Source organism: Streptomyces sp. NPDC001351, assembly GCF_042896045.1.
Taxonomy (GTDB): Bacteria; Actinomycetota; Actinomycetes; order Streptomycetales; family Streptomycetaceae; genus Streptomyces.
The window spans coordinates 1-16,089 of record NZ_JBIAWS010000007.1 but is presented as its reverse complement, the minus strand read 5'-3'; the positions used below and the strand labels follow the sequence as shown (position 1 = coordinate 16,089).

Annotated in this window: 14 protein-coding genes and 1 pseudogene; 8 read left to right on the top strand and 7 right to left on the bottom strand. The window is 71.7% G+C overall.

All coding sequences use genetic code 11. The features are described from left to right. The first annotated feature begins 140 nt into the window (after positions 1-140). On the top strand, positions 141-1,391 hold the full coding sequence (locus ACFY1U_RS25435; RefSeq protein ID WP_390696443.1) for a hypothetical protein: 1,251 nt from the start codon (positions 141-143) through the stop codon (positions 1,389-1,391). A gap of 239 nt (positions 1,392-1,630) precedes the next feature. Then, positions 1,631-2,653, top strand: coding sequence for a phosphatase PAP2 family protein (locus tag ACFY1U_RS25430; protein WP_390696442.1), 1,023 nt, complete (start codon positions 1,631-1,633; stop codon positions 2,651-2,653). A gap of 91 nt (positions 2,654-2,744) precedes the next feature. Here the strand turns inward: ACFY1U_RS25430 and ACFY1U_RS25425 are convergent, their stop codons facing one another. Next, positions 2,745-2,960, bottom strand: coding sequence for an I78 family peptidase inhibitor (locus tag ACFY1U_RS25425; RefSeq protein ID WP_390696441.1), 216 nt, complete (start codon positions 2,958-2,960; stop codon positions 2,745-2,747). Positions 2,961-3,421: 461 nt separating this feature from the next. Here ACFY1U_RS25425 and ctaD point away from each other — a divergent pair. Beyond that, positions 3,422-5,104, top strand: a pseudogene (gene ctaD / locus ACFY1U_RS25420) (cytochrome c oxidase subunit I); the annotation flags it as partial. On the opposite strand, the gene ACFY1U_RS25415 reads toward ctaD, so the two are convergent. From ACFY1U_RS25415 to ACFY1U_RS25400, 4 genes are all read right to left on the bottom strand, one after another. Then, a complete protein-coding gene (locus ACFY1U_RS25415; RefSeq protein WP_390696440.1) occupies positions 4,989-6,032 on the bottom strand; it encodes a helix-turn-helix transcriptional regulator in 1,044 nt (347 codons plus the stop codon). The pseudogene ctaD and the gene ACFY1U_RS25415 sit on opposite strands and share 116 nt — an antisense overlap. 54 nt (positions 6,033-6,086) lie before the next feature. After that, complete coding sequence (locus ACFY1U_RS25410) at positions 6,087-6,896, bottom strand: hypothetical protein (RefSeq protein WP_390696439.1); 810 nt, start codon at positions 6,894-6,896, stop codon at positions 6,087-6,089. Between the two features lie 144 nt (positions 6,897-7,040). After that, positions 7,041-8,342: an ABC transporter substrate-binding protein gene (locus tag ACFY1U_RS25405; protein ID WP_390696438.1), complete on the bottom strand. Its 1,302-nt coding sequence runs from the start codon at positions 8,340-8,342 to the stop codon at positions 7,041-7,043. Beyond that, entirely contained in the window at positions 8,311-8,886 is a 576-nt protein-coding gene (locus ACFY1U_RS25400) for a hypothetical protein (RefSeq protein WP_390696437.1), read from the bottom strand. The genes ACFY1U_RS25405 and ACFY1U_RS25400 overlap by 32 nt, the downstream gene beginning before the upstream one ends. Before the next feature lie 135 nt (positions 8,887-9,021). Here ACFY1U_RS25400 and ACFY1U_RS25395 point away from each other — a divergent pair, with 135 nt between their 5' ends. Genes ACFY1U_RS25395 through ACFY1U_RS25385 form a run of 3 tightly spaced genes read left to right on the top strand, consistent with a single transcriptional unit; the run spans position 9,022 to position 12,935 of the window. Further along, positions 9,022-9,498, top strand: coding sequence for a hypothetical protein (locus ACFY1U_RS25395; protein ID WP_390696436.1), 477 nt, complete (start codon positions 9,022-9,024; stop codon positions 9,496-9,498). 9 nt (positions 9,499-9,507) lie between these two features. Continuing rightward, the gene (locus tag ACFY1U_RS25390) at positions 9,508-12,222 is read left to right on the top strand and encodes an ATP-binding cassette domain-containing protein (RefSeq protein ID WP_390696435.1); all 2,715 of its coding nucleotides are present in this window, start codon (positions 9,508-9,510) and stop codon (positions 12,220-12,222) included. Continuing rightward, positions 12,219-12,935 (top strand): ATP-binding cassette domain-containing protein, encoded by a 717-nt coding sequence (locus ACFY1U_RS25385; protein ID WP_390696434.1) that lies wholly within the window; start codon positions 12,219-12,221, stop codon positions 12,933-12,935. Before ACFY1U_RS25390 ends, ACFY1U_RS25385 begins: the two co-directional genes overlap by 4 nt. On the opposite strand, the gene ACFY1U_RS25380 is transcribed toward ACFY1U_RS25385, so the two are convergent. Beyond that, on the bottom strand, positions 12,829-13,473 hold the full coding sequence (locus ACFY1U_RS25380; protein ID WP_390696433.1) for a transglycosylase family protein: 645 nt from the start codon (positions 13,471-13,473) through the stop codon (positions 12,829-12,831). The genes ACFY1U_RS25385 and ACFY1U_RS25380 overlap by 107 nt on opposite strands. 112 nt (positions 13,474-13,585) lie before the next feature. Next, positions 13,586-14,242 carry a transglycosylase family protein gene (locus tag ACFY1U_RS25375; protein ID WP_390696432.1) on the bottom strand — a complete coding sequence of 219 codons (657 nt, stop codon included), beginning with the start codon at positions 14,240-14,242 and terminating at the stop codon, positions 13,586-13,588. 512 nt (positions 14,243-14,754) lie between these two features. Between ACFY1U_RS25375 and ACFY1U_RS25370 the strand changes: the two genes are divergently transcribed. Further along, positions 14,755-15,537: a hypothetical protein gene (locus tag ACFY1U_RS25370; protein WP_344404128.1), complete on the top strand. Its 783-nt coding sequence runs from the start codon at positions 14,755-14,757 to the stop codon at positions 15,535-15,537. Between the two features lie 61 nt (positions 15,538-15,598). Beyond that, a complete protein-coding gene (locus tag ACFY1U_RS25365) occupies positions 15,599-15,949 on the top strand; it encodes a hypothetical protein (protein ID WP_365845373.1) in 351 nt (116 codons plus the stop codon). The last annotated feature ends 140 nt before the right edge of the window (positions 15,950-16,089 follow it).

Genomic DNA, 16,089 nt, shown 5'->3' with positions numbered 1-16,089 from the left:
GCGTACGCGAGTTCGTGCGCAGGTCACGTGGCGGACCTCTCAGACTCCACACAGACCGGTGTGGCGTACGCCACTCACCCTCCTTCCGGGTCACGCCCCGCCGGGCCCTCCGGTTCCGCCGGCCGTCGATAATCGAGCCCGTGACCGACCTTGTGACACGCGTTGCGCCGCCACGCGAGACGGCCCTGCGCCGTGCGGCCCCGGCCCTCCTCGGGTACGTGGCCGTGCGCGCCCTGGGCCTGCTCGTGCTGGCCCTGTGGAGCGCCGCGCGCGGCAAGAGCGCGTACACGCTGCTGACGGCCCGCTGGGACGCGCTCTGGTACACGAGGGTGGCCGAGCTCGGTTACGGCTACCAGGTGCGGCTGCCGAACGGCGACGTGCACTCGAATCTGGCCTTCTTCCCGCTGCTGCCGTGGCTGGAGCGGGGCCTGGCGGCGGTGAGTCCGCTGTCGTTCGCCGACGCCGGTTTCGTCGTCAGCCTGCTCTCCTCGCTCGCGGCGGCCTGGGGGATCTTCGCGGTCGCGGAGCATGTGTACGGCCGCAGGGCCGGGGTGTGCGCGGTGCTGCTGTGGGCCGTCCTGCCCGTCGGCATCGTGCAGTCGATGGCGTACAGCGAGTCACTGTTCACGGCGCTCGCCGCCTGGTCGCTGTACGCCGTCCTGACCGGCCGCTGGCCGGCGGCGGGCGCACTGGCCGCGCTGGCGGGCCTGACCCGGCCGGTCGGGCTCGCCGTCGTCGCGGCCGTGTGGGCGGCCGGGGCGGTCTCGTTCGTGCGAGAGCGGAGCGCGGCGGACGCGCGCGCGGTCGAGTGCGCTTCCGCGCCGCCCGCAGACGGCTCCACGCAGCGCGCCGGGTCATCCGGCGGCGCGCTGGAGCCGCCGCACGCCCCCACGATCGTACGACGCGCCCTGGCCATGCTCCTGGCCCCGCTGGGCGCCGCCGGCTACGTCCTGTGGGTCGGCCACCGCACCGGCAGAGGCCCCCTGGGCTATCTGGACGTCCAGGCGGGCTGGCGCAACGGCTTCGACGGCGGCCTGGCCTTCGCCCGTTTCGTCGCCGAGAAGTTCACGTCGTTCCCGTCGGCTCTCGCGGCCGCCGGGATCGTCGCCGGGGTCGGCCTCGTGGTGTGGCTGTACGTCGTCTGCGTACGGCAGCGCCAGCCGCTTCCGCTGCTGGTCTACGCGGGAGTGGTCACCGCGCTCGCCCTGTGCGCGTCGAGCTACTTCGGCTCGAAACCGCGCCTGCTGCTGCCCGCCTTCCCGCTGCTGCTGCCCCTCGCCCTGGCCCTGTCCCGGCTGCGCACGCCCCGGTCGGCACTGGTGGTGGGCGGTGTCGCGGTGGCGTCGGCCGTGTACGGAGCGTTCTGGCTGAACGGCTCCGGCCCCCCATGATCGACTTGCGGCGGCCCGGTGAGCGTCCGGGTAAATCAACCCCAGCATTCGGTGAACGAATTCGTAAGCCCAATAAAACTGATTCGCACAATGATCAAAGGAATTGAAGGGAGCAGCGGCCGGACTTTGCGGATTCCTTGGAAATAAACCTGCCGCTGAGAGGAATCCCACATCACATCGTCATCACAAAGCAGCTGAAGAGACGGAGAACTTACCTCACTCGCTGTAACGTCGATTGGGTGCGTACCGAACGAAACCTCACCCGTCTGGACCGGGTGTTCGCCAGACTGGACAGGGAGCCGGAACGACCGGCCCACATCGATGTGCCGAGGATGAGCCGGCACCGGGTCGCGTTGCTGACCGGGACCCTGGCCTTCTACCTGGCGATCGTGTATCTCGTCGTGACCACGTCGTGGCTGGTCCGCTTCGACTGGCAGGTCATGTTCTTCCGGCCGTACCAGCAGTGGCACAACATCCACTGGTTCGTCGACTACTACGTCGTGCTCGGCCAGCGCGGCCCGACCGCGGTGATGGTCGCGGCCTGGCTGGGCTGGCGCTCCTGGCGCCAGCACACCCTGCGCCCGCTGCTGACGCTGGGCGCCTCACTGCTGCTGCTGAACATCACCGTGGGCGCCGCCAAGCTCGGCATGGGCCGCCTCGGACCGCACTACGCGACCACGATCGGCTCGAACGAGATGGGCATGGGCGGCGATATATTCCCCAGCGGCCACACCGCCAACGCCGTGGTGACCTGGGGCATCCTCGCCTACCTCGCCTCCACCCCGAGGGCCCGCCGCTGGCTGTCCGCCCTCTCCGCACTGACCGCCCTGGGCGTGGGCCTGGCCACCGTCTACCTGGGGACCCACTGGCTGAGCGACGTGCTCCTCGGCTGGGCCGCCGGCCTGCTGATCCTGCTGGCCCTGCCCTGGTGCGAGCCCGGGATCGCCAAGGCCGAGGTCGCCCTCTTCGACCTGCGCGACCGCTGGCGCGCCCGCAAGGGTGCCACCGCTCCGGCCGCTCCCGTGGGCGCTCCGGTGCTGCTCACGCCGCGTCCGGCCGCCCAGGACGAGGCCGCCGCACGCGAGACGGTCGGTTCCGGGGCCCGCTCGGCCCGGGCGCCCGTCTATCTGGCCCCGGGCCCGCACACGGCCCGCTCGGAGCGCACACCGGTCACTCCGGCCGGCAGCCGCCGCCCACCGCACTCGGACCGCATCCCGCGCGGCGCCACGACCTCCACGGCCCGCCCCCTGACGGGCGGCTGAGGACACACCCACAGCGGGGCCGGTACGCACAACCACCCCCGCACAGCGAAGGCCCCGGTTCCCGTTCGGGAACCGGGGCCTTCGTCATCCGTCAGCCCTTCCAGGCCCGCACCACCCGGCCGTCCTCCACCTCGAAGTTCAGCCGGCCCGTGCGGTACTCCATCGTGATGATCGCCCCCGGCGGCAGCGAGCGCACCGTGGACCAGCCGCGCTCCCGAGCGCGCCGCTCGGCGCCCGCCGAATCGAGGCCGACATACGCGTCCGGACTGTCCTGGGGCTCCGCCTGCGGAGTGGGAATCGGTGCCATGCCGCCACGCTAGGCCCTGTCCCGCGGCCGGGGAAGGCGGGGCGGTCCCACGAGGCCCACATCCCCCTCCGGTCACACTTCTGTCACAGGATCACGACACGCGTTTCGGCTCATGTGACATCAACTACTGCGCTGCCGGTGTCACACGTACGGGCGGTTCCGCGCCGGTTCCGTAGGCCTTCCGCAGGCAATCGAACGTAATTCCCGCGTGTCGCGGCCGCTCTCCGAATAGCCCGTCGGAAAGTGCCGTGAGAACTGATCCCGGACTTCTTTCCGGTCCGATTCCTGGCGGGTTGGTGAGAGCTGACACCGCGTAGAAAATGCACGGTTCCAGCACAGAACCCCCGCACGCCCCCTGTCGGAGTGTGCGACGGCGCGCGCATCATGACGTGAGCTCGCGGGCGGGGGTGGCGCGGGCTTCAGCGGACCCGGGGCGCGACGAGCGAAGGGGCGAGCGAGCGATGGGGACCCAGACCGTGCAGGCGGCGGCGCGACCCGTGCCGACCAGTCAGGGCCGGGTGATCGTCGACTGGCTGACGACCACCGACCACAAGAAGATCGGGCATCTCTACCTGATCACCTCGTTCCTGTTCTTCCTCACCGGCGGGGTGATGGCGCTGCTGATGCGCGCCGAACTGGCCCGGCCGGGGCTGCAGATCATGGACAACAACCAGTTCAACCAGCTGTTCACCATGCACGGCACGATCATGCTGCTGCTCTTCGCGACGCCGATGTTCGCGGGCTTCGCCAACGAGCTGATGCCCCTGCAGATCGGCTCCCCCGATGTCGCCTTCCCGCGGCTGAACATGCTGTCGTACTGGTTCTTCCTGTTCGGCGGCCTGATCGTGCTCGGCTCGCTGCTCGTGCCCGGCGGTCCCGCCGCCTTCGGCTGGTTCGCCTACGCGCCGCTCAACAGCGCGGTGCGCTCCCCCGGTGTCGGGCCCGACCTGTGGATCATGGGGCTCGCGCTCGCCGGCTTCGGCACGATCCTCGGCGCGGTCAACTTCATCACCACCATCATCGGGATGCGCTGCCCCGGCATGACGATGTTCCGGATGCCGATCTTCACCTGGAACACGCTGTTCACGTCGATCCTGATCCTGATGGCGTTCCCGGTGCTCGCGGCCGCGCTGCTGTGTCTGGAGGCGGACCGGCGGTTCGGCGCGCGGGTCTTCGACGCGGGCAACGGCGGGGCACTGCTGTGGCAACACCTGTTCTGGTTCTTCGGCCATCCCGAGGTGTACATCATCGCGCTGCCGTTCTTCGGCATCGTCACGGAGATCCTCCCGGTCTTCAGCCGCAAGCCGCTCTTCGGCTATCTCACGCTGGTCGGCGCGACGATGGCGATCACCGGGCTGTCGGTGGTGGTGTGGGCGCACCACATGTTCGTCACCGGCGCGGTGTTGCTGCCGTTCTTCTCGTTCATGACGTTCCTCATCGCCGTGCCCACGGGCGTGAAGTTCTTCAACTGGATCGGCACGATGATCAAGGGCTCGCTGTCCTTCGAGACGCCGATGCTGTGGGCGTGCGGCTTCCTGGTGACCTTCCTGTTCGGCGGTCTGACCGGGGTGATCCTGGCCTCGCCGCCGCTGGACTTCCATGTCTCGGACACCTATTTCGTCGTGGCGCACTTCCACTACGTCGTGTTCGGCACGGTCGTCTTCGCGATTTTCGGCGGCTTCTCCTTCTGGTGGCCCAAGTTCACCGGCAAGATGCTCGACGAGCGGCTGGGCAAGATTCAGTTCTGGACGCTCTTCGTCGGCTTCCACACCACGTTCCTGGTGCAGCACTGGCTGGGCGCGGAGGGCATGCCGCGGCGGTACGCCGACTATCTCGCGGCGGACGGCTTCACGGCCCTCAACACCATCTCGACGATCGGCGCGTTCCTGCTCGGCATGTCGACGCTGCCGTTCCTCTACAACGTCTGGAAGACCGCGAAGTACGGCGAGAAGGTCGAGACGGACGACCCCTGGGGCTACGGCCGCTCACTGGAGTGGGCGACCTCGTGCCCGCCGCCCCGGCACAACTTCACGGTCCTGCCGAAGATCCGCTCCGAGTCCCCGGCGTTCGACCTGCATCGTCCGGAATTCGCGGCGACGCCCGAGGAGCCTCTGGGAGAAGAGCGCGAGACAGCCGATCCCGGGCCGTCCTGATCGCCTCGGTGAGTTCGGCGGGCTCCAGAACCTCGAAGTCGAAGCCCGTCATCATCACATGGATCACCATGACGTCGAGGCTCGCGGCCCCGGTGCGCAGAACGCAGGCGCCGGGACCGTCCGCCTCCAGCTGCCCCGCCGAGGGCGAGATGCGCTCCGCCGCCTCCTCCAGGGGCACCAGCAGCCGGACGACCGCATGTGAGGCGTACGCGCGCGTGGAGACGCCCTTCGAGACGTACGCGGCGAGGTCCTCGGCAGGCGGGGTGCGCGGCGCGAAGCGCGGGCCGTGCGGCGGCTTCGGCGCGATGCGGTCGACGCGGAACGTCCGCCAGTCCGCGCGGTCGAGGTCCCAGGCGACCAGGTACCAGCGGCGTTCGGAGCACACCAGGCGGTGGGGTTCGACGGTCCGGCGGCTCGAAGCACCTCCGTGGTCGCTGTACTCGAAGCGCAGGCGCTCGGAGTCCCGGCACAGGTTGGCCAGTTCGGTCAGGACGGCCGGGTCGACGGCGGAGGGCTGCGGGCCGCGCAGCATCGGCACGGTGAACGCGTTCAGGGCGCTCACCCGGCGGCGCAGCCGGTTCGGCAGCACCTGCTCCAGCTTGGCGAGGGCCCGTACGGAGGTCTCGCCGATGCCCTCGATGCCCTGCCCGGCGGCCGTGCGCAGCCCGACGGCGACGGCGACCGCCTCGTCGTCGTCCAGGAGCAGGGGCGGCAGCTCGGCGCCCGCGCCCAGCTGGTAGCCACCGCCGGTGCCGGGGCTGGCGTTGACGGGATAGCCCAGCTCGCGCAGCCGGTCCACGTCCCGGCGCACAGTGCGCGGGGTGACGCCGAGACGGTCGGCGAGGTCGGCGCCGGACCACTCGCGGTGGGCCTGGAGGAGCGAGAGCAGACGCAGCAGTCGTGCCGAGGTCTCCAACATGGGTCCGAGTCTGCCAGCCGTTGCGGACAGCCGCTGTCCTGAAGAGCTGCTGTCCTAAAGGGGTGGGCTCACCGCGGTGACGGACACGGACAGGTCGTTGTCCCGCGTGTAGTAGGGCCCGGCCTCCACCGGGCCGTACGGCGCGTCCACGCGCACGCGTGGATAGGTGAACACGGGCTTCTTGTCGGCCACGTCGTCGAGCAGCCGCGCGACCCGCACCGCCGGTCCCGCCTCCCCCGCGGGCCGCAGCCACAGGTCCCACAGGCCCGGCTCCAGGGCGCCGTAGACCACCTTGAAGCGGAACTCGGTGCGGTCGGCGAGGACTTCGGTCCGCCGCACCGGGACGGGCGCGTGCCGGCCGCGGAGCTCGGCATGGGCGTCCGGTCCGAGCCCGATGCCGTACACCCGCCCCGGCACCGTCAACACGCCCTGCCTGACCAACAGTTCGCCCGCCTCGGCGTGCGGGGCGCGCAGCCAGCTGCGGACGGTGAGGTTGCCCTGCCGGGTCGCGTACGGGATGCGGACGGCGACGTGGCCGCGGGAGCCGCTGGGGGTCCGGGCGGCGAGCGAGCGCAGATCGGTGACGCCGGGCGCGAGGCGGCGCGGCTCGCCGGCGTCCACGCGCGCGTAGGCGTCCCAACGGCCCTCGGGGAGGGCGACGATGCTGGGCAGCGCGGCGCGCAGCCGGCCGTCCGCGGCGGGGGTCAGCGGCAGGTACACCTCGTCGTGGCTTTCGCGGCGGCGCAGCACGAGCAGGGCCGTGGCCGTCTCCCCGACCGCGCGGACGTCGAAGGTCAGGCCGCCCGCGGAGTCGGCGATGCAGTCGGCGCGCAGCGGTGTGGACTGCGGAGCCACCGTCGTCATGCGGTACGGATCCCTTCTCGGCCTGTGCTTCTCCGTCAGACCGACGAACACGCACTTTGGTTGCCCTTTACCCGGACCACGGCCGATACCGAACCACGGCGGGTACCGAACCACGGCGGGTACCGAACCACAGCCGGTACCGGACTACGGCTGGTAGGAGAGCTGCGGCACGTCGAAGCAGTTGCTGTTCATGTCGCCCTGGGACACCCAGCCCCTGCCGTCCTGCCAGCGGGCCACCGACAGACAGGCCCTGCGGTCCTTCGGCGGCTCCGCCGACCGCTCGAAGACGACGGGCACCAGCAGCCCGCCGGCGGTGTAGTTCTCACTGCGGTTCATGAAGGCGTCCACGCACGCGCGCGTGATGCCCACCCGTGCGCAGGACTTCGCCGCGTCCGTGAACCACATGGCGGCAGCCCAGCCCTCCAACTGCCACTGGGAGTGCGTTTTCAGGCCCCGCGTGGCGTCCCGGAACTGCCGTACGGCCGCGTTGCCGGTGTCCTCGTAGTTGCGGCTGGAGCCGGTCGCCCAGAGGGCGTTGCGGCAGCGGGGGGAGTCCTTGTAGTCGTCGGGGACGGTGGACGTCCAGTTCTGTACGTTGGTGACCTTCGCGATGACCCTGGCGCCCACCTCGTCCATCGCCTTGCACAGCTGGGCGTTGCCGTGGGTGTCGATGGCGTCGAAGACCAGGTCGGCGCCCTGGTCCTTCAGGTCGGCCGCGGCGGCACGGAAGTTGGGCAGCGCGAAGTCGACCTGTTCGGTGACCACCTTGTAGCCCTCGGCCTTCAGGCCCTGCTCGACGAGGCGGGCGTAGGCGGCGGACGCGGCCTGGTTGTAGGACACGACGGCGGCCGTGCGGGCGCCCTTCTCGCGCTTGAAGTAGCGGTAGATCTCCGTGCCTCCGTAGAGCCTGCCGTTCCAGCCGGGGGTGCCGTTCCTCGGGGCGAGGCTGCCGTAGATGCCGTAGAGGTGCGGCCAGGTGTCGTAGCCGGCGCCTATGGGCTGGCCGCCGATGTCGGGCACGCGCGCGTGGGAGACACGGGAGGCGCCCGCGTAGTCCAGGGCGGTGGTGGCGACCAGGGCGACGACCTGGTCCTCGTCGAGCAGCCGGTGCACACAGGTGTTGTTGCCGACGCCGCTGCCGCCGTCGTCGCACTCCCGCACCTCGACCGGGTGCCCGTCGATGCCCCCGCGCGCGTCGAGCCGGTCGAAGAAGGCCTTGGCGCCGTCGCGCGGGCCGGTGAAGGTGTTGCCGCCGACCGGGCTGGTGGCGCTGGTGATGATGCCGACGCGGACGGGCGTCCCGCCGGTGGGCGCGGGCGCGTTCGTACGGCCGCCGTGCTCGAAGTCGCTCTCCGGCAGGCGACTGCCGCAGGCCGTGCCCAGCAGGAGCAGCAGCGCCGCGGCGGCCGCGTGCTCAGCAGCCCGGTGCCGGCGAGGCCGACGCATCGCCGCTCAGCTTGACCAGCGCGCACAGCGTGTTGACGGACACCTTCCAGGTGCCGCTCTGCTCGACCGAGGTCCCCGACGCGTTCGGCAGGGCGGTCGCGCCGTTCAGGGTCAGGGTGTACGTCACGGTCGCCTGGGTCGGCGAGGTGAACTCGACCTTCTGGACCTTCGCCTGCACCTGCCCGCCGCGCTTGTCACCGCTGAAGGCCTTCAGGACCGGCGCCATCCGCTCGCCGTTCTCCAGGACCTTCTGCTTCTGGGCCAGGGACGTCCTGGGGTCGAAGAACGTCTGCCAATTCCTGCTGATCTCCTGCTTCGCCGCCGCCGGGTCGGCGGGCGCGGTGGCCGGCGCGCTCGTCGTCTTCTCCACGGACGGAGTGGGGGGTGTGCTCGCGCTGCCGCCGCCACTGCTGTCGCTGCAGGCCGCGAGGACCGGGGCGAAGATGAGAACAAGGGCGGCCGCGAACGCCGTACCCCGTCCTGCCGCCCTTGGGCCGCGCCCCCTGCCCGCGTTGCCCCGCCTGAGGTCGCTCCCGAGAACCATCTGGCTCACCACCGGGTGTCGGTCCGGGCAAGGTGCGCCCGGTGCTTTCAGGGTCAGCTTCCAGGAGGCATAGTGCAAGCCATTGGCTGACATGGACAGGCACATGCACCAACACGCGACGTGTGGGAGCCAGAAATGCGGACAGGCCGACTGCGGACCGTGCACCCCGTCCTGTGGGCCGGCTGGGCCGCGCTCGCCGCGGGTGCGGTGCTGTGCGTCATCGGCTGGTACGGCATCTCCGGTGAGCGTTACGCCGAACGTCAGCTGCCCTATCTCGCCTCCTGCACGGTCCCCGGCGCTGCGCTGATCATCGCCGGGTCGGTGCTGCTCACCCACGGGCGGGGCGCGCTCGCCGCCGCGCGTGTGGAGGAGCTCCACGGCCTCCTCGTCGCCGCCGAGTCCGCCGACGCCGACGAGTCCCGGCAGGCGGCCGCCCTGCCCCTCGCGGTCAGCGGTGACCTGCTGATGGTGCCGGGCGGCACGCTGTGGCACCGCGCGGACTGCCCGCTGGTCTCCGGGAAGGTGGAGGCCGTACCGGTCGACGCGAAACTGCTGCAGAGCGGCGAGTTGGGCCCGTGCCCGATCTGCGAACCCGCCGACGAGACCGACTGAAGCCTGACGATGTCCTCCCTGACGTACGACCTCACGCTCGCCGGACTCTCCGTCGGCGGCGCGGCCGCGCTCACCGGGATCGGCCTGATCGTGACGTACCGCGCGACCGGCGTGCTCAACTTCGCGCACGGCGCGATCGCGATGGTGTGCGCGTATGTGCTGCGGCAGTGCGTGGTCGGATGGGGCTGGCCGCTGTGGCTCGGGGCGACGGTGACGCTCGTCGTCCTGGCTCCGGCGATCGGCGTGGTCCTGGAGCGTTTCGTCTTCCGGCCGCTCGCCGTGCGGGGCAGCGACCCGGCGCAGACGCTCGTCGCGTCCATCGGGGTCTTCGTGCTGCTGGTCGGCGGGGCCGCGCTGGTATGGGGGCAGGGGGCGCGGGACGACGCCCCGGAACTGGTCTCGGGGGACCCCTGGGGCCAGCTGGCCGTGGTGCTCGTGCTGGCCGTGGGCGTCGGGGCCGTACTGCGTCCTTCTGGGGGACACCCCCGGACCCCCGGCTGGACGCGGTTCGGGCGGGAGCTGCGGGCCGTGGTCGACGACCGGCAACTCGCGGTGCTCGGCGGGATCGACGCGGACCGGGTGGCGGCGGCGGGCTGGGCGTTCGGTGCGTTCACGGCTGGTCTGACGGGGGCGCTGCTGGCGCCGTACGTGCGCCTGGACCCGTACGGCCTGCCGCTGCTGGTCATGGAGGTGGTGGCGATCGCGGTGGCGGCGCGGATGCGGAACCTGCCGGTGGCCGTCGTCGTGGCGCTGGGCATCGGGATCGCGCAGAGCCAGCTGACGCGGCTGCATCCCGCCGGCTGGGGCGAGCCTCTGCTGCAGGCGGTGGGCGCCAACCTGTTCGTGGTGGCGCTGCTGGTCGCGGCCCTGGTGCTGCCGCGGATCGGCACCCGCGACGCGCTTCCCCGCACGGCCACCGCGCGCGTGCCGACGCCGCCGGGCGCATGGATAGTGGCGGTCGTCCTGTTCATGCTCCCGCTGGGCTTCGCGGGCTCGGATCTGCACACCTCGGTCCAGGTCCCGGCGCTGGGCGTGGTCCTGCTGTCCCTGGTGGTCGTGACGGGCCGCGGCGGCCAGATCTCCCTCGGCCAGGCGGCTTACGCGGGCCTGGGCGCCCTGTTCACGGCCCTCCTCGCGGCGGGCCGTTTCCCGGTCCTGCCACGCCTGCCCGAACTGGCCGCCCTGGCGGTGGCTGTCGTCCTGGTGGCTCCCCTGGGCCTGCTGACGGGCTGGCCGGCGATCGGCCGCCAGGGCCTCGCCCTCGCGCTGGCGACCTTCGCGGTGGGCGTCGGCGTGAGCCGCTTCGTCTTCGCGCAGCCGTACGCCACCTCGGGCCTCTCGCTGGACCGCCCGGCGGGCTTCGACGGCGACCGTGCCTACTACGTCCTCGAACTCGGCCTGCTGGCAGTGGCGTTGCTGGCCACGCGGGCGCTGCGCCGAGGCCGCACGGGCCGGGCCCTGGCCGCCATGCGGGACCACGAGTCGGGCGCCTCGGCAGCCGGCGTCCAGGTCCCCTCGCTCAAGCTCCTGGCCTTCGTCTCGGGCGCCGCCCTGGCCGCGCTCGGCGGTGGCATGCTCGGCATGGGCCTGCGGGCCTTCGACCCGAGCACCTACGACCCGGTACGCAGCCTGCTGTGGTTCGCCGCCGTCGTGGTCCTGGGCGCCGACAGCTCCCTGGGCGCCCTGGCCGCGGCCGCCCTCCTGGTAGGCCTCGACGCGGGTGCGCGGGGCGGCGTGGCGGCGGCCCTGATCGGCGTACTCGCGGTGCTGGTGGGCCGCTTCCCCGGCGGCCCGTACGAGGCCTTGCGGCGTGCGGCGGGAACCCTGCGGCCAAGTCGGGGGGCGAGGCTGACGCCGCTGGGGATGCGGGTACGGAGGAAGCTGCGGCCTGCGGAGCAGCGGACACCGGGGCGGCCTGCGTCGGCGAGGGCGACGGCGCGATTCGAGCGGCGGGGCGCCGTCCCCCGGCGAAGGCGACCCGCAGCCGCCGATGGCGGCCCGCCCCCACCGGGGCCACCCGCACCCGCACCCACCCTCACCGCCCACACCCTCCACGCCCGCTATGGCGGCTTCATAGCCCTCGACGGAGTCGACCTCACCGTCCCCCCGGGACGGATCACCGCGGTCGTCGGCCCCAACGGGGCAGGAAAGAGCACCCTGTTCCACTGCCTGGCAGGCACCCTGCACCCCACGCGGGGACAAGTGCGCCTGGGCGCAAGGGACATCACGCGGCTCGCCGCCCACACCCGCACACGCCTGGGAATCGCCCGCACCTTCCAACAGCTCGCCGTCTTCCCGTCGTTGACGGTGGCGGAAAACGTCCGCGTGGGCGCCGAGCAGGGTCGGCTGAACGATCCGGCGGCCGTGGACCGGGCATTGCGGCTGCTCGGCCTCGACGGACCCGTACGGTCCCTGCCCGCCGCGGACCTCCCCACCGGCACACTGCGCCGCGTGGAACTGGCCAGGGCCCTCGCGGGCAGCCCCCGCGTGCTGCTGCTCGACGAACCCGCAGCCGGCCTCGACGGCACCGAAGTCGCCGCCCTGGCACGAGTGCTGAAGGCCCTGGCCGCCGACGGCACCGCCCTCCTCGTGGTGGAGCACGACCTCGACCTGGTCGCCGGCCTCGCGGACGTCGTGCACGTCATGACGGCGGGCCGGATCGTCGCCTCCGGCCCACCCGGACACGTACTCGACACCCTCGGCACCGGGGAGACGGGCCCATGACCATCTCCCTGCGGCACGCGCGTGTGCGTTACGGCCCCCTGGAGGCCCTGCACGGCGTCACCCTCGCCGCTCCCGGCCCCGGCCTCACCGTCCTGCTCGGCCGCAACGGCTCCGGCCGTACGACCGTCCTGCGCGCCCTGGCCGGCCTCGTACCGCTGTCCGGTGGCGCGGTGGTGTGGGACGGTGCCGACGTGAGCCGGACAACGGCGTACGAGCGGGCCCGGCGGGGGCTGTGTCTGGTTCCCGAGCGGCAGGCCGTGTTCGGTTCCCTCACCGTGCACGAGAACCTCGAACTCGCGGCCCGGGACCACGGCTTCGCTCTTGAGGCCTACCCGCAGCTGGAACCCCTGCTCACGCGCCGCGCCGGCACCCTCTCCGGCGGCGAGCAGCGCATGCTCGCCCTCTCCCGCGCCCTGCTGGCACGCGCGCGCGTGGTGCTCGTCGACGAGCCCGCGCAGGGCATGTCGCCCGCGGTCGCGGCCCGCACCTACGAGCTGCTCGGCGCCCTGGACGCCTGCGTCGTCATCGCCGAGCAGCGGCTGCCGCCCGGGCTGCAGGACCGGACGGGGGTCATCGTGTACGAACTGCGCCGCGGCACCGTGGTGTTCAGCGGAGAGGCGGGCGAACGGGAGCGTCGTCCTCGGACAGGGGCGGGCCGGCCACCTCGAAGTCCTGGTACGGCTCCTGGGCGCGGACCGAGCCCCGCGGGATGAGCAGCTGCGTACCGACGTTCAGCCGGTTCGGGCGCTCGCCGACCATGTCCCTGTTGGCCCGGTACAGCGACAGCCAGCCGCCGTCGACGCCGTATCTGTCCGCGATCGACACCAGCGTCTCGCCGGCGTGGACGGCGTGCACACGCCCCTGGAGGCGGTAGCGCTGGGAGCAGGCCGGCCAGGTCTCCCACCCCTGGGCGGCCAGCACCTTCTCGGCCACGGCAATCTGCTCCTCGCGGCTGGCGAGATCCGCCCGCGGGGCGTACTTCAGCCCGCCGAAGTACTTCCAGGTGGACTGCCGGAACTGCAGCCCGCCGTAGAAGCCGTTCCCTGTGTTGATGTCCCACTGTCCGCCGCTCTCGCAGTCCGCGATGCAGCCCCAGGGCCAGTGGTCCTTGGCGCAGGCGTAGGACAAGCGCACCGGAAGCGTCCCCGGCAGCGGTGGCGGTGGTGCCGCCTGCGCCGTGACGGGGACGAGGGCGCCGAACAGGGCGGCGGCCAGCGCGAGTGCGAGCTGCGTACGGTGCATGCGGAACATCGGGCCACGGTAAGCAGTGGGCGGCCCGCGACCGTTCCGGCGCGTCCGACGGGCCGAAGGGCCCCACCCGGTCGGACGACCGGACGGAGCCCTTCGGTGAGGGGGGAGCGGCTCAGAGGTCGAGCTGCTGCCCGGGCACGATCAGGTCGGGGTCGGAACCGATGACGGCCTTGTTGGCGGCGTACAGCCGCTGCCAGGTGGTCCCGTGCCGTGCGGCGATCTTGCTCAAGGTGTCGCCCTCGCGGACCGTGTAGTCGCCGCGGGAGGCACTGCGCGCCGTGTGGCCCGTCGAACGTGCCGGTGTCTTCGGCGGCTTCGACTCGGCGACCGGTTCCGACTTGGTGACCGGTGCGGGCTTGGTGGCCCGGGAGCCGGAGGAGGCCGCGGGTGCGCTGCCGTACGCTCCGGCCCGTGCCGAACAGACCGGCCAGGCTCCCCAACCCTGGGCGTGCTGGACCTTGGTGGCCACGGAGATCTGCTGTTCCCTGGAGGCTCCGGCGGCCGTCGGCGCGTAGGCCGAGCCGCCGTACGCGCGCCAGGTTCCGGCGGAGAACTGCAGCCCGCCGTAGTAGCCGTTGCCGGTGTTGATGTGCCAGTTGCCGCCGCTCTCGCACTGGGCGATGCGGTCCCACACCCCGCCGTCCGCCGCCGCGGCGTTGCCGGTCGCGGCCAGCAGCCCGAGCGGAGCGAGCAGTGCCGCCCCGGCGAGGAGCGCCGTCGTACGGTTCCTGCGGACGTTGTCACGGGTGGTATCGGCACACTCGGACATGTAATTCCCTCTCGAAACACCCGGGCTCCCCCAAGGCGGGGCGCGCTCACGGCACATGGGCCGGTCGCCGCGCTCCGCCCCGTCCGCCGGTGATCGCGTCGTGCTGGGCAGTGCTGGCTGGTGCGGTCGGCGGACGTTCCCGAGCGGTGCTCGTTGCACACGGCGGAGGAATCTAAGGAGCCTGTCGAGGCGTCAGCAACCAACTGCTTGTCATTCCAGGCCAGTTCGCCGTTACCGCCGGTATCGGCAATTTTCGGCCACCCACTTAATCCGCGGATTTCCTGATTTGTCGACCATGAGGCCCCAGCATCTGTGACTCACTTCACGCAACCAACTTCCTTGAATATCCAAGGAATTGACAATGAGTGTCCGATTCCACACCTTCGGTGACCCTGCGCGGTGGAGGGTTCGACTCCGTTCGCCCTGAAGCGTGACTCCCGCCACAGATCGCCCGTTGTCTCCTTCATGAGCCCGGGACCCGCCCGGTTCACACTTCCCGAGGGGAGCCACCCGTGCCGCGCATGCTCGACGTCAGCGACGAGGTACGAGCCGAGATCGGCGACGAAGAAGCCGACCGGCTGCTCGCCGGAGAGAACGCCCCCGGCAGTTACGACTGCACCTCCTGCCGCACCCCGGGCGACTCCGAACAGGAGCGCACCAGCACCGTCCTGTTCGTCGGCGAGGAGACCGCCGTCCTCGCCTTCGCCCACGCCACCTGCCTGCCCTCGCAGGTCGTCCAGGTCACCGAGGAGCAGCTGCAGGGAGCCGTGCGGTCCATCTCCGGGGACACCGTGGACCTGGACCCCGACCAGGTCGTCCCCGAGCAGGCCGTGCTCGGTGTGACCAGCGGACTGGTCCTGATCGCCGGGGAGTTGCACCCGGCGCTGGTCGTCGAGCCGACCGGGCCCATCGTGCGGCCGGGCACGACCGGGCTCGGCGACGACTTCCTGCCACTGCTGATCGAGCAGGGGTTCATGCCGCTCATGGAGCTGTCCGAGGTGCCGCCCGTGCTGCACGGCTGGTCGGTGCTGCTCGCCATGGGCCAGCTGCACGCCGTGCTGCAGCCCGGCACGAACGGCGGGCAGCCGGTGGCGTGGTGGCAGGCGCATCAGCCGCTGCAGGTGACCGACGGCTGGCGGGCCGCCGCCAACAAGCACCAGCAGGTGCTCATGTTCGCCGCGCCCGTGGGGTCCATCGGACGCCAGCCCCGGGAGGACCTGCTGCGGGACGCACTCGACAAGGCGGCGGCCAACGGGAAGCTGGTCGGCGTCGCCATGCCGCTCGCGGGCACGTGAGATCACCCAAAGAGGCGGATATCAACCGCATCCCTTGAACTTCGGGGTCGTTTGGACATACGTGCACGCATACGACATCCCCCGCCGCCAGTCCTTCCAGCCGATCCCCTCCGCCCGCTCGGCCCAGGACATTTCGGGCAGCCACTCGGCCACGCCCATCTACGACGCGCTCTGGTCCGAGTACGTCAAGTCCTTCCGCACACTGCCGGGTGACCGCAGCGGCGAGGAGAACCTGGGGTTCGTCGCCTTCGGCAACATTCCGACCAGTTCGGAGCCGCACGGAGGTCATCGGCCGGGGTCGTTCAGCAGCTCGTACAGCGCCTACAGCGCCGGGGCCTACAGCGCCCGGCAGCAGACGCAGTGGCAGCGCCTGCCGGCCGCACTGCCACCCGGGCCGCGCGGCGGTCGCTGAGACATGGGGGTGGGGGGGGGGGGGCCCGGGCCCCCCCCCCCCCCCCCCCCCGCAAACAAAATATTTGTGGGCCGGAAGCACCCCCCCCACCCCCCACGCTAAAGGGGGCGCCCCCAAACCCCCAACAACCCCCCCCCCCC

Bases quoted from the DNA above. Each gene is read 5' to 3' on its own strand.
- ACFY1U_RS25375 (WP_390696432.1), bottom strand. From the start codon at position 14,242: ATGTCCGAGTGTGCCGATACCACCCGTGACAACGTCCGCAGGAACCGT.
- ACFY1U_RS25390 (WP_390696435.1), top strand. From the start codon at position 9,508: ATGTCCTCCCTGACGTACGACCTCACGCTCGCCGGACTCTCCGTCGGC.
- ACFY1U_RS25410 (WP_390696439.1), bottom strand. From the start codon at position 6,896: ATGACGACGGTGGCTCCGCAGTCCACACCGCTGCGCGCCGACTGCATC.
- ACFY1U_RS25405 (WP_390696438.1), bottom strand. From the start codon at position 8,342: ATGCGTCGGCCTCGCCGGCACCGGGCTGCTGAGCACGCGGCCGCCGCG.
- ACFY1U_RS25385 (WP_390696434.1), top strand. From the start codon at position 12,219: ATGACCATCTCCCTGCGGCACGCGCGTGTGCGTTACGGCCCCCTGGAG.
- ACFY1U_RS25425 (WP_390696441.1), bottom strand. From the start codon at position 2,960: ATGGCACCGATTCCCACTCCGCAGGCGGAGCCCCAGGACAGTCCGGAC.
- ACFY1U_RS25400 (WP_390696437.1), bottom strand. From the start codon at position 8,886: ATGGTTCTCGGGAGCGACCTCAGGCGGGGCAACGCGGGCAGGGGGCGC.
- ACFY1U_RS25415 (WP_390696440.1), bottom strand. From the start codon at position 6,032: ATGTTGGAGACCTCGGCACGACTGCTGCGTCTGCTCTCGCTCCTCCAG.
- ACFY1U_RS25380 (WP_390696433.1), bottom strand. From the start codon at position 13,473: ATGTTCCGCATGCACCGTACGCAGCTCGCACTCGCGCTGGCCGCCGCC.
- ACFY1U_RS25395 (WP_390696436.1), top strand. From the start codon at position 9,022: ATGCGGACAGGCCGACTGCGGACCGTGCACCCCGTCCTGTGGGCCGGC.